Genomic DNA, 14,036 nt, shown 5'->3' with positions numbered 1-14,036 from the left:
ACCAATTCTGATCCACTTGGATACTGGCAAATAAACCTTTGCTTTATTTCAAATAAGTTGCTGCTATTTCACTGATCGCTCGATTAGACTGAGCGATCTCTTCTCGCCTTGGGATCGGTTCCCAGCGCTTCACATCATCTAACCATGTTTGAGGCAAAGAGACTGGACTTTCTGCTTGCCAATGATCTAACCAGTTTTGAGGTAACGGTAACAACGGATCAGTATGAAGCTGTTGCAGTAGTGGATGATTGCTCATTTCAAGCCACAATAATGACCATGCTCTAGGTACTACTCTCCATATATCGTATCCTCCGCCTCCCAGTGCTACCCAACGTCCTTCACACCACTGATGAGCAGCTTGATGGATCATACGAGGCATCTCCTGATAGATACGCATAGAACAATGCACATGAGACAATGGATCAAGCGCATGAGCATCACATCCATGTTGACTAATAATAAGATCGGGCTTAGCGCGTTCTAACACTTGATTCAATGTCGTCTCAAAACACTCTAGCCATGAATCGTCTTCGGTATACGGTTCTAAAGGTAGATTTACAGTATAACCAAATCCTTCACCCGCACCGCGCTCTTCTACCCTTCCTGTACCGGGAAATAAATATTTACCCGTCTCATGAATCGAATACGTAAAAACATTCGGATCAGTGTAAAAGCACATCTCTACACCATCTCCATGATGTACATCTGTATCAATATAGAGCACTTTAGCTCCATACGTTTCCCGTACATGAGCGATTGCAAGTGCAGCATCATTATAGATACAGAATCCAGCGCCTTTCTGTGGCATAGCGTGATGCAGTCCACCCCCTAGATGAAGAGCATGGGTCGTCTGACCTTCCATCACCATCTGGGCAGCAGTCACCGAGCCAGCAGCAATCGATAATGCACTCTGGTGCATCCCTGCAAAATACGGCGTATCCCCTTGATGAAGACCGTATTGGAATGCACGATCAATAGCCTGCTGTGAAGGATGCTCCAGACTTAATTGTTTGACAGCTTCTACATATTCAGGAATATGCACTTGTTGTAACAAATGAGAATCTGGCAATTCGCCAGGCACAAAGATTTGATCTACAGATAAAGCATTTACTTGTTGTAGTAGATCACGAGTAAGCGTTAATCTACGCTGGTCAAATGGATGATTCTGATGAAATACATACTTCAAGCTATCAGGATGATATACATATATTGCTTTATCCATACATCAATTCTCCTTTCTGTGATTGAAATTCAATACATAAATCGTTGCCGAAATCGAAGGCGATCAAATGCTTCGACCGAAGATTGCGGTACATATTTTCCTACACGTACCATCAAGCAATTCGCTGGATGAGAACAGATTTCAGGATCATCGGTTGCAAACCAGACCATATCAACATTTTTCATTAACTGCTCCATCATTTTGCGATAATCCCAGACGTTTAGCCCTGTATTCTCAAGATCCCAATGCCAGTAATACTCTGTCGTAAATACAATCATTCGATCAAGTTGTTCTTCGCGAAAAGAAAGTTGTATCAACTTTTTGGCTAGACCAAGTCCACGGTAATCATTCGCTACTTCAACCGCTCCAAGTTCGATTAGATCCTCCATATTGCCTTCCGACCAGCGCTCATATTCATCTGCATAATGAAATGTTACATATCCGACAATGACCTCGCCATCACAAGCCATAATAATGCGCCCTTCATCCAATTCAGCAATTTCGATCAATGCTTCCCATTGTTCGGCTGGACGACGAAATGCGTCTAATTGAGGATGCATTTTTTTGGTACGAATATGTGCCGGTGATACAGGCCCTTCTAGTTGTAACGTGCACCGAGGAGACACAAGTGTTTCCGATTGTGGAATTTTCAAATGCTCCATACTGGGATTCCTTTCTTTATGGAAGTATTCAATATTGTAAATGAGATCGTCTACTTTTATGATAACGCTTTCCTTATGTTCCTATTATACTGATTTTCAAGGTAAATGTATGTGTAGCTATGTAGATCAGCAACAATCAGAAAAAAACCTTCTCATTATGCGAGAAGGTTTTGATTTCTATAGATCAAGCTATAATTTAATTTTCAGTAGCCAAGCTACGACTGGAAGCTGGAGCAGAAGATTTGGGTACATTGACTCGACCTACAATATATTTACCAATCTTAATCCGGTTTAATAGATTAATAGTCACATAAGAGCAGAGTAATCCTCCTACAAACAACAATGGAATCTCAAAATAGCCAAGCGATACAGCAAACGTCTCGATCGCTATATCCATCATTTGTAGATAGAACCAATGCAATAAATAGATCCCGAATGAGTACTGACTGACGATTGATAATACAGCCGGCATTTTGGTTACATTACGAAAAGCTAAAAACAATACGAAAATTAACAAAACTGTAAACAAAATCATATCCATACGCTTCGATCCAAATCCAAAGCTAGCATACATATTGTTATAAATAATGATGGCTAACGATACAGGCAAGGCTGCGTAAATCCAGACTTTGTATTTTTCGATATATTGCATAAATGTTTGATAATGTTTACCACAATAATAAGCGAGAGCAAAATAAAATACCCATCCTGTAAATGGCATCCAGTATCCTCGATCCCAAATATAAGCAATATACTGATTGCTACTAGGCGGTGCTACCAGATTAAAGAAAGCAAGATACGCTACATTAATAATAAGAGCAATAGCTAGAACCCACCGCGGATCAAAACGGGCAATATACTTATTAAACAATTGATGAAGAATATAAAATTGGAAAATAACCAGTACAAACCAGCCATGATAAGCTCCGAGCATATTGTAGACCACTAGCTTAGGAATCGACCATCCATTCAATACACCAGACATCACAGCATAAAATACAGCCATACAAGCAAAAGGAATCAAAAGAAACTTGATACGTTTGCTATAAAATTGCTTCGGTAGCTGATTAGGATAAGAATAAGCAAGAACCAATGCTGAAATAAACACAAAAGTCGATGTTCCAAAAGAAAGAAGTCCTGCTAGCGTCCATAGTCCAAACTGAATAGCACCCTCTGTACTTTCCCCTGTTGTAAATTTAATCGAATGCAGTAATACAACGCTCATACAAGCGATCGCGCGAATCAAGCCTACTTCGCTGATCGTTTTTTTAGTAGAGATCGCGTTTGAATTCATTCCGTTAATAACCTCCTTTTCAATTAACCATTCCTAAAATGCTCAATGATAGCGTGTGACATCTCTCCTTACTTTTGGTTCAACTGTAATATTAGACATAGAAATATAGATCAAAAAGAAGATGATTATAGTGTGTGATTATTCGTTTTGAATTACTATGTTTTTATAAAACAGTTTAATTATTCACTTTGAATCATTTTCATTCGTTATATATTACTACAAAGTTGTCATAATTTATAGTTAAAATGTAAATTCATGATTTTTTTCATGATTATGATGCAAAATCAATTGTAAAAAAAATAATATTTCGCTATGCTATACTACAGGAAAATATAAAATTGAACAATTTGTGAAATCGTAGTATTGTTTTTTGTAAGCGCTATATATGGTAATCGAAACACAAGATCGTATCTCAATAATCATGGAGGTCATTATGGGAAAAGATAACGTGGAAATCATTGCTGTAGAAGCTACACAAGCCAATATGATGGATTATGAGGAAGCTAGTCGTTCTTTTGACTGGGCAGATGTAGAAAAAAGATTCTCTTGGCATGAAACGGGCAATATCAATCTTGCTTACGAGGCGATCGATCGTCATGCTGCTTCAGAACGTCGTGATCATATTGCTTTGCATTATAGTGATCCTGTACGAAGCGAATCGTATACCTTTGAACAATTGCGTCAACAATCGAATCGAGCTGCTAATATGCTACGCAAACTAGGCATTGGCAAAGGTGATCGCGTGTTTATCTTTATGCCTCGTACTCCTGAACTGTATTTCACATTGCTTGGTATTATTAAAATTGGTGCTATTGCTGGGCCATTATTTGAAGCCTTTATGGAAACAGCTGTGAAAGATCGTCTTGCAGATAGTGGTGCTGTAGCTATCATCACTACACCCAAATTGGTTGAACGGGTGCCTAGTCACGAATTACCTGAACTTCAACATGTCATTCTTGTTGGAGATGAGCAAGACATTACAGCTCCATATATTGATTTTGCCAAAGAAATGCAACAAGCTTCGACAGAAGCAGAGATAGAATGGGTAGATCTGGATGATGGTCTAATCCTTCACTATACTTCTGGGTCTACAGGCAAGCCTAAAGGTGTATATCATGTTCATAGAGCTATGATTCAGCAAGAATATACCGGCAGAATTGTACTCGATCTTCAAGAGAATGATATTTATTGGTGTACTGCTGACCCTGGTTGGGTGACAGGGACGTCTTATGGTATTTTTGCTCCTTGGTTAAATGGAGTGACCAATGTTGTGCGTGGAGGGCGATTCAGCCCGCAAGATTGGTATGAGACGATTGGACGCTATCAAGTAACGGTATGGTATAGTGCTCCAACAGCTTTTCGGATGTTAATGGGTGCTGGCGATGAAGTGGTTGAGCAGTATGACCTCTCTTCGCTTCGTCATGTGCTCAGTGTAGGCGAACCGCTAAACCCTGAAGTTATTCGCTGGGGCTATCGTGTCTACGGACAACGGATTCATGATACATGGTGGATGACCGAGACAGGCGCACAGCTTATCTGTAACTATCCGCGCATGGATATTCGCCCTGGCTCTATGGGACGTCCGATTCCGGGCGTAGAAGCTGCTATTATCGATGATGCGGGTAATGTGCTCCCTCCACTACGGATGGGTAATCTAGCGATCAAAACACCGTGGCCATCAATGATGTACAAAATTTGGAACAATCCTGCCAAATTTGAAGAATATACACGTATTCCGGGATGGTATATTTCAGGAGATTCTGCTTATATGGATGAAGATGGATACTTCTGGTTTCAGGGTCGAATTGATGACGTCATCAATACGTCTGGCGAGCGTGTCGGTCCATTTGAAGTAGAAAGTAAATTGGTAGAACATCCTGCGGTAGCTGAAGCAGGTGTTATCGGTAAGCCTGATCCTGTACGTGGTGAAGTGATCAAAGCATTTATCTCGCTTCGGGAAGGATATACAGCTACAGAAGAATTGAAGCAAGAGATCACTCGCTTTGTGAAAGAAGGATTGTCTGCTCATGCTGCTCCGCGTGAGATTGAATTTAAAGACAAACTCCCCAAAACACGCAGTGGTAAAATTATGCGTCGTGTGCTAAAAGCATGGGAATTGGAGCTTCCTACAGGTGATCTCTCTACGATTGAAGATTAACGTTCTATATCTATTTCATTTGTGATAGACCAAAAGCCGCCCTTGTATATCAAAGGCGGCTTTTTATCATGCTATATTTTGCTATATCTATAGACGGTATTCTTTTATTTCTGTTGCTCTTGCTTCACAGAATCAATAATTTCTGCAAGCTTTTGGATAGGCAATGGCTTAGATAATGCACCATTCATACCGGAAGCCATAATTTGCTTTTGGTCATCCTTGAACGCATGAGCTGTCAAAGCAATAATCGGAATGTCATTGCGATTGACTTTGCCGGAGTTCCGTATTTCATCTGTAGCTTGAAGTCCATCCATAACAGGCATCTGAATATCCATTAGTACAAGATCATAACCAGAATCTTTTTCTAACGTGCGCACAGCTTCTAGACCATTTTCGACAGATTCTGCTCGGTGACCTAATTTTTCTAACATACGCATCGTAATTAGACGACTGATTCGGTCATCATCTGCCAAAAGTACTTTCAGTCCGCTAGCATTAGATTCCTCTTCTGTTTCTACAGGTGGTTCTATAGACTTATGAGAAGGAGCATATTCTGTATCTACACCTTCACTTGTTGATGTATGAGCATAAGCCATAGGAATGGTGAATTGGAAAATAGTCCCGATTCCTACATCGCTATCTACTGTAATATGTCCACCCATTAACTCAACGATCTGCTGACTGATGACTAGCCCTAGACCAGTGCCGCCAAATTCGCGTGTCTGTGAATCATCGACCTGACTAAAACTTTTAAATAGCTTGGGCATATCTTTTTCTGCAATACCGATCCCTGTATCTTTTACTTTAAAATGAAGCATCAATTTATCTTCGATTAATTCCTGCCCTTCGACAGAAATCTTCACTGAACCCTGACTCGTAAATTTAATCGCATTACCAATCAAGTTATTCAGCACTTGTTTTAATCGATGTGGATCACCGACTACGATTTTGGGTACACGTTTGCCAATGTGCAATAATAGATCAATTTTTTTCTCCAATGCTAACGGACGATGCGCTTTGATCGTAATATCCATCAATTCATGAATATTGTATTCTATATTCTCAAGATTCATCTTTTCCGCTTCGATTTTGGAGAAATCAAGTACATCATTAATTAACGTCAACAACGTTTCTGCACTATTTTGGACAATCTTCATATTATCACGTTGTTCTTGATCGATCTCACTTAATAAGATCAATTCAGTCATTCCAATAATTCCGTTCAATGGTGTCCGAAACTCATGACTCATATTTGCAATAAAACGGCTTTTCGCGCGATTAGCTGCTTCTGCTAATTCTGCTGCACGCTTGGCTTGTTCTTCCGCTGTTTTGCGATCTGTGATGTCAAATTGAATCCCTACAAAATAATGACATTCACCATTCCGGTCAAAAATAGGATCTAAATTAATTTCATTCCAAAAAGGAGTTCCCTCTTTGGTATAATTCAAAATTTCGATCACAGCAGATTCTTGCTTAGCTAAAGCTTCACGAATCTTTTTAACTGCTGCTGGATCAGTATCTACACCCTGTAGAAAACGACAATTGTATCCGATCGCTTCATTTTTGGTATAACCTGTTAACTCGGTAAAATGACTATTTACAAAAACAAGCGGGAAATCACTTCTTCTTGCATCAGCAATCGTTACCGAAGATTTTAAATTTTGTACCACATATTCCCAATCGACTGCTGCTATTTTAGGATCTATATTCATGGTGCCTCCCAAATATTGTTATCAAGTTCAACCATCAGTTGTATCTATCATATAATTATAGCTAAATTTAAACAAGTATATGATTATTCAAACGAATTTCTATTATAAATATAGAATAAAAAGTACTGAATACGTGAAAATCACTCACTTATCCAGTACTTTTACAAAAAAATGTATTTTTTTAATATTGAGCATCCATAAAGAATCTACCTTTTAATACGTTATCCCATACCACAGACTTCGCAGTATTCGATAACGATGATTGAATAGTCGACATCATTTTAGCTGAAGTCGGTGCTGGCTGGATAGTTTTTAATATCGCTTTGGTATTGGTAGCATCAAATTGCAATAATGTACGTGATTGTTGCCAAGATGTCCAAGCCGGTGTAGCGCTTACTTGCATCGATTGATCATGTAAAAACTGACGAATATATTGGCGATAACGATGCATCAATTGTATTCTTCCAGCTTCATTATCGTCTTTATAAAATTGATTTTTGAATAGTAACCCGTAATTACTGTCAGCAAAATGACCACTCAAAAAGTCCATATCTACTCCATGTGTAGCGGCTAAATATTTAGCTGGTGCTTGCAGACCTTTCACTTCTGTACCCCATGCAAAACGATACACATAGATCGGTAACGCTTGAGTATCTTTTGTAAATCTATCGGCTACTTGATCTGCATTAAAAGCAGAATATAATTGACTTCCATACTGGGTAGCTTGCCAGAATTGCTTTTCTTTTGCTGGTGTCCATGAATTTGAAGCGAATTGCTTACTAAATTCTGGATCATAGGCAGCAAATACATTGAATTCATTTTTCATACTACCAATTAACATCGGAACACGATTGTATTGTCCGGTCTGTACGACATCAAATCCATTTTTCGGTAATACATGACCATCTGCAAATAAATGCGGAAATTCAGACATTCGAATCATCACGCTACCGACTGCTTGCACCAACTGTTTGCTATCTAATGAACGTAATGTTTGCTGTAATGTTTGCGCATCCGTTTTTTGAAGATAGGTCATAGCTTCTGCTGTTGTACTGGCTTTGCCTGCTTGAACCAGTACTGCGGCTAGCTTGCTATCCGAATACGCTTGTCCTTCCGCCGGCGTAGCTGTAGTCATACCACCACTTAAAGGCATTACTTTAGCGAATAGCCCTTTGGCAAGCGGTGAAATGACCAATGCCAACGCATCACGAGCGCCCGCAGATTGACCGCCCAGTGTAACATTGTCTGGATCACCACCAAAACTACCTATCTGTTGCTGTACCCATTTGAGTGCTGCAATCTGATCTAACAGCGCAAAATTGCCTGAATCCTCTAGCGGATTACCACTTTTGATTGTAGTATTGTTAAGCCATCCTAATAATCCTAAGCGATAATTAACAGTAACAACAACCGATTCTGTACTGGTAGCCAATGATTCTGCTTCCAAAGCCGCAGAGCTACCTGTCACATTACCTCCTCCATGCAAAAATACAAGTACAGGCAGATCAGTAGCTGTCGTATGTGGACGATAGACATTAAGATATAGACAGTCTTCCTCGCCTACGACTTTGCCATCTGCTAATTGAGTACAGATATTGCCTGCTTGACGTGCGTTATAATGTTCACTCGCAGATGATGGTAGGGATTGAGGTGCTTTCCAACGCAAATCTCCTACAGGAGCTTGTGCATAAGGTATACCTGACCATACTAATGTATTGTTGTTACCTGTCTGTAACCCTGTGAATATACCGGCGCTTGTTGGTTGTGTCACATCATTTTGATATTTATAGTTCATCGTATCACTCTTTGTTTGGTTAGATTGAACGGCTGCTTCAGCAGTACCGTTGCTAGATAATATACACATTAATACGAGCAACCACAACCATGTTCCTTTTTTGTTCATCTTCATTTGAATACCTCCTTCATTATGTACCGCAAGCCATTGCATCAAGTGAATATATAAAGAAAAGTGTATGAATAAGCGCTGTCTAATAAAAATAGACATAAAAAAACCTAATTCGGCGCTAGAAATACACAGTAATGTGTCCTTCTATAGCTAAATTAGGTTTTGCCTGCTACACGCAGTAACAATCCTTTATATGATGTGTAGTATACACACTTCTGATAACGCTTACAATAGTTTTATAAAAAAAAGCAAACCGTTCCTTTCTCTACACTTTGTAAAGAAAATAACGGTTTGCTTTTATAGTTACCAGAGCTTTAACATCAATGTTATTTATTGTAAAACACGACGAGCTGTTACATAATGCTTCACCCAATAATCTAGATCAAGATTAGAAATAGCAATTCCGTCCAAACTCACACTATTATGAACTAGCTTATTATCGCCAGCGTATATGCCTACATGAGAAATCACATTCGGGTCGCCGCCTGAGAAAAAGAGCAAGTCCCCTTTTTGCCATTGTCCACGTTCAACTTCAATACCTACATTTTTCTGGTATTGTGTGCCCCAGGCAAGATCAATTCCTGCTTGTCCAAATACATATCGTGTAAATGAAGAACAATCGAATAACGTAGGTGCTTCATTTTTACCATATCCATAATGTGTAATACCTTGTAATGCTAATGCACTACCTAAAATAAGATCCGCTGTAGCTTCATCTAATGGTGAACCTGTTGCCAGTGTAGGTGGCGATGTAACCGTCACAGGTGGTTGAAACGGAGTATCATCCACTTCTGGAATAGCATCTACTGGTAGACTTGTCAAAATAGGTGTAGCCGATGCAGGTAGTGTATAGGAAACATAATCTGTAGATACATACCCTACTGTTCCAGTACTGTCTTTAATTTTGATCCAAGATACACTAGGTTGTTCTAACGCTTTGAATGTCTCACCAACAGGTAATACTCGTAACACATCACTTCCTGTTGTAGGCTCTGCTCGAAAGTTCACTCCGCGTTCTACAATACCTGTACCAGGATCATTTGTACGTGGTATAGGTGTTACCGGTGTGCTTGTAGGTGCCGGAGCAGGCGCACTTGCTTGAGTAATCGTTGGCGTTGACGGTGTATCTTTAGCAGTCTGCAATTTGGAAGATTGTTCTTGACTGGATACTGTATTCGATGCTGGTGATGTACTCACCGGATTAGATTCTTTTGGCTTCGGCGTGTAATTGATATAGCTTGCCGATACATAGCCTGTTTTGACTCCTACTTTTACTCGTAGCCAATAACTGTTAACTTCGCGCAGAATCTTAATATTAGTGCCCGGTTGAAGTGTGCCATATACTGTACTATCTGGTGTAGGACCTGAACGGAAGTTGACAGGTAGATTTACTTTACCCACAGGTACAGGCGTTGTTGCTGCTTCCATCATTTGAGGCGTAGAAGTCAGTAACACAGCTGCTGTTACCAGAGTGATGAGATTTCGTTTCATAGATGCCCTCCTTGAAAATGCTGTTGCCTTCTGTCTGATATGTAGAGTTATGTATGAACCACTAAAAATGACAAGTTCGTCATTAGTTTACCGTGGTTCATTACCACACACTCTTTAAAATGAAACATTAAAGTTTCAATGAAATGGTATAACCTGCTTACAAGACACCTAAATACTCTTTAATTCCAGCCACAACTGCTTCTGCCAATTGTTCTTGAAAAGCATCGGTATACATCAAAGCTTCATCTGTCGGATTGCTTAAATATCCAGCCTCGATCAATATAGCAGGCATTGTTGTTTCTCTTGTCACATGAAGGCTCTTCTGATGAATACCACGATCTGATAATCCAAGCGCAGCTACTACATGCTTATGCACAATCTGTGCAAGGGTTAAGCTACTTGAACGGCTATAATACATTTCTGTACCGCTTGGAGAAACAGCAGAAGTTGTACTATTTCCATGAATAGATACAAATACATCTGCATTCAGATCATTAGCCACTTTTACTCGATCCGGCAATGTAGGATAGCTATCATCACTACGTGTTAATACAAAATCAATATCAGGCTCTTGTTCCAATAACGCTTGAATTTTAAGTACTACGGGTAAAGTAAAGTTTTTTTCATATTTGCCTGTAATACTAATTGCTCCTGAATCTTTGCCACCATGACCGGCATCAATGACCACTAATTTTTTGCCATCTTTACCAGGCCCAGAACTTGGTGTCACCGGTACAGCTTTGGAAGGTGTATCGGTTGGTGTAGCCGTAGGATCACTATTCGGATCAGTAGATGTTGAACCATCTGGATTGGTTACTACTACTGGATCTGTTGATGTATTTGGATTACTGGAGACTTGTGTATTTCCATTATTAGCTGTACCATTTCCATTCGTAATCGTAGAAGATGGCTTGACTGCTCCATCTAACTCTACAATAACTACACCTTTGTTATTGTTAATGACTTTATATTTCTGTGCATTGTTAAGATCCATTACTACACGCACTGTAGAAGGTTCGTTGCTAAATAGAGAATACCGAATACCTGCTACATCTGGATCACCTGTGACATCTACTTTGCCTACATTGCCCAGATTCATCACTTTACCATTTAAAAAGGATTCAGAAAAAGCTGTTTTCGGCAAATCAAGAACGATTCGATTAGGATTAGTCAAAGCACTATATTTAGGCGATGCTGTTCCATTTAATGTAACTGTTAAGCGACTATCACTAAAGCTAATAGCTTGCAAAGCAGATTGATCAGCCGTATCTGCTGTCGTAGTTGTGTCTGTAGGGTTACCTTTTGCAGGAGTGACTACTTTTTTAGGAGTAGTCAAATACACTGTTTTGGCTGTATTGTCCCATTTCACAGTTGTGCCTGTATTTTCACTAATAAATCGAAGCGGTACAAGGGTGGTTCCATTTTGCAATAAAGGCGCTTCTGGCAAATCAATCGCCTTATCATCAACGGTAGCGGTATGACTTCCTGCTGCTAATTGTAATGTTGTTTTGCCTTGCTTGATTGTTGCTGTTTGTGTACGGTTCGACCAGCCTACTTTGTAGCCCAATTGTTCAACGATCACACGTAACGGTACCATCACTGTGCCATTAACAGTCTCTACTTGCCCGCTTGCTGGTAAAGCTAGCTCTTGTCCATCCAAATTAATATGCGTGCTTTCTGTAATTGCAGCATGTCCTGTAGCAGGCAATACTATCATGAAGATCATTATTAACGTTAGCATCCACAAACCTGTTTTTTTCATATTATCCCTACCATTCCCTGGTTCACATTATGTATGATGCGATGTCCCAGTCATTATTGTGATACAACTACATGTCAAGAAGCCCGATTGTGTGGTCAAAAGGAAATACTGAATACCTTATTTATCGGTAAGTTCAGGCATAACCTTTAAGCGATTGAAACATTTTTATAACATTCTTGTTATTTATTTCGCCAATTACGTATGCAACTCCTTTTAAAAAGAAAAATCGTTTATATAAACAGCAACTTTGTAAGCAAAATTAAGTTTGTTATACGTAATCTTTACTATGTAACAACAGTTATATCATAAAGGGTATTTTCTACATTGTAAATCACCAGTCTGTAGTTTTTAACATATTGTGTAAGAGCTATCTTGATATAGCAACAATCATTATTTTGTATACCTAAGTATGGAAAATGTTATTTACGAATCTTTATTGTCAAAAGTGCTGAAATATTGAGTTTTTATAGGTTACGTTAGCAGGATAGTCAAGCTACAATAAGTGATGTTCCTTGCTAAAAGGAATCATTTTTTTAAGATTTAATGTAAACGCATACAATAAAATTCTAGGAGGTTATTTATGTTCAAGTGGTCTGGTAAAATCATGAAACGTATATCCGGGGTTGTACTTAGTCTCTCTATTCTTACAGGGTTAAGTTATAGTGTTGCTCCGCTTACACCTACAGTACATGCAGCGACTTTTGCCAAAGGTGCGGATGTAGGCTGGTTATCAGAGATGGAATCGTACAATTGGGCTTTTTATAATGATGCAGGTGTCAAACAAGATGCGCTACAAATTTTAAAAGATCATGGGATGAATTCGATTCGTCTACGTGTATGGGTAAATCCAGCTAAAAACTTTTCCAATAAAGCAGATGTAATCAAACAAGCCGTTCGTGCTAAAAAAATGGGATTTCGTATTATGATCGATTTTCATTATAGCGATGTATGGGCAGATCCTGCGAATCAGACCAAACCGAAAGACTGGGCAACTAAAGATTTTAATGGATTGATGAAAGCTGTCTATGACCATACGTATGATGTATTGACCGCTCTCAAAGCTCAAGGTGTTACACCTGAATGGGTACAAGTGGGTAATGAAACGAACAACGGTATGTTATGGGAAGAAGGACGCGCTTCAGCAAATATGAAAAACTTCGCATGGTTGATTAATTCCGGTTATGATGCAACCAAAGCGGTAAATAGTAGCACCAAAGTTATCGTTCATTTATCTAATGGATATGATAATTCGTTATACCGCTGGATGTTTGACGGGCTCAAAGCAAATGGTGCTAAATATGATGTAATCGGTATGTCACTATATCCTGATAAAAACAACTGGCAGACGTTAACACAACAAACGCTAACCAATATGAATGATATGGTTGCTCGTTATGGCAAAGAAGTGATGGTTTGTGAAGTTGGCATGGATGCCAGTGATCCTACAACCTCCAAAGCATTTTTGACTGATATTTTGAACAAAACACGTTCGGTATCCGGTGGTAAAGGATTAGGCGTATTCTATTGGGAGCCTCAATCTTACGGTACATGGTACGCTTATACCAAAGGTGCTTTTGATTCTAAAGGGAAAGTGACTATTGCTTTAGATGCGTTTTTGAACTAAAAGCTTGAGTGATAGTTGAGTTTGGTGCTGGAAAGGGAAATCGCTTCAGGGGCAGTATTGTCCTTGTCGTCGCTGTTGAAGAAGAATGCCTGAAATGACTTGCTAGGCAGTCGGCATTTTTCTTCAAAGGCGAGCGCTTCACTCTTTCAGGACTATACTTTCCCTTTCGCTTGTGCGGTGAGGTAGATTTGGATAGGAACATACT

9 protein-coding genes are annotated in these 14,036 nt (G+C 39.4%); 2 read left to right on the top strand and 7 right to left on the bottom strand.

What is annotated here, in order from left to right; all coding sequences use genetic code 11:
- Window positions 1–43 precede the first annotated feature (43 nt).
- The 3 genes from QCD85_RS17715 to QCD85_RS17705 form a co-directional block, all read right to left on the bottom strand.
- A complete protein-coding gene (locus QCD85_RS17715; protein WP_301263405.1) occupies window positions 44–1,222 on the bottom strand; it encodes an acetoin utilization protein AcuC in 1,179 nt (392 codons plus the stop codon).
- A gap of 29 nt (window positions 1,223–1,251) precedes the next feature.
- Window positions 1,252–1,884, bottom strand: a complete 633-nt coding sequence (locus QCD85_RS17710) for a GNAT family N-acetyltransferase (protein ID WP_274170159.1) — start codon at window positions 1,882–1,884, stop codon at window positions 1,252–1,254.
- 196 nt (window positions 1,885–2,080) lie between these two features.
- Window positions 2,081–3,178: an acyltransferase family protein gene (locus QCD85_RS17705; protein WP_301263404.1), complete on the bottom strand. Its 1,098-nt coding sequence runs from the start codon at window positions 3,176–3,178 to the stop codon at window positions 2,081–2,083.
- A 433-nt stretch (window positions 3,179–3,611) separates the two neighbouring features.
- On the opposite strand from QCD85_RS17705, the gene acsA reads away from it, so the two are divergent.
- Window positions 3,612–5,336 carry an acetate--CoA ligase gene (gene acsA / locus QCD85_RS17700; RefSeq protein ID WP_274170161.1) on the top strand — a complete coding sequence of 575 codons (1,725 nt, stop codon included), beginning with the start codon at window positions 3,612–3,614 and terminating at the stop codon, window positions 5,334–5,336.
- Between the two features lie 104 nt (window positions 5,337–5,440).
- On the opposite strand, the gene QCD85_RS17695 is transcribed toward acsA, so the two are convergent.
- The 4 genes from QCD85_RS17695 to QCD85_RS17680 form a co-directional block, all read right to left on the bottom strand.
- The gene (locus QCD85_RS17695) at window positions 5,441–7,048 is read right to left on the bottom strand and encodes an ATP-binding protein (protein ID WP_301263403.1); all 1,608 of its coding nucleotides are present in this window, start codon (window positions 7,046–7,048) and stop codon (window positions 5,441–5,443) included.
- Between the two features lie 181 nt (window positions 7,049–7,229).
- Entirely contained in the window at window positions 7,230–8,957 is a 1,728-nt protein-coding gene (locus QCD85_RS17690; RefSeq protein ID WP_301263402.1) for a carboxylesterase family protein, read from the bottom strand.
- 327 nt (window positions 8,958–9,284) lie between these two features.
- On the bottom strand, window positions 9,285–10,445 hold the full coding sequence (locus QCD85_RS17685) for a C40 family peptidase (protein WP_301263401.1): 1,161 nt from the start codon (window positions 10,443–10,445) through the stop codon (window positions 9,285–9,287).
- Between the two features lie 157 nt (window positions 10,446–10,602).
- Window positions 10,603–12,207, bottom strand: coding sequence for an N-acetylmuramoyl-L-alanine amidase (locus QCD85_RS17680; protein ID WP_301263400.1), 1,605 nt, complete (start codon window positions 12,205–12,207; stop codon window positions 10,603–10,605).
- A gap of 580 nt (window positions 12,208–12,787) precedes the next feature.
- On the opposite strand from QCD85_RS17680, the gene QCD85_RS17675 reads away from it, so the two are divergent.
- Window positions 12,788–13,831 (top strand): glycoside hydrolase family 53 protein, encoded by a 1,044-nt coding sequence (locus tag QCD85_RS17675; RefSeq protein WP_273615971.1) that lies wholly within the window; start codon window positions 12,788–12,790, stop codon window positions 13,829–13,831.
- Window positions 13,832–14,036: the final 205 nt, after the last annotated feature.

Source organism: Paenibacillus sp. PsM32 (genome assembly GCF_030433815.1).
Classification (GTDB): Bacteria; Bacillota; Bacilli; order Paenibacillales; family Paenibacillaceae; genus Saccharibacillus; species Saccharibacillus kyungheensis.
Note: the sequence above shows the minus strand (reverse complement) of the source record. Positions and strands in the feature narration are given on the sequence as shown.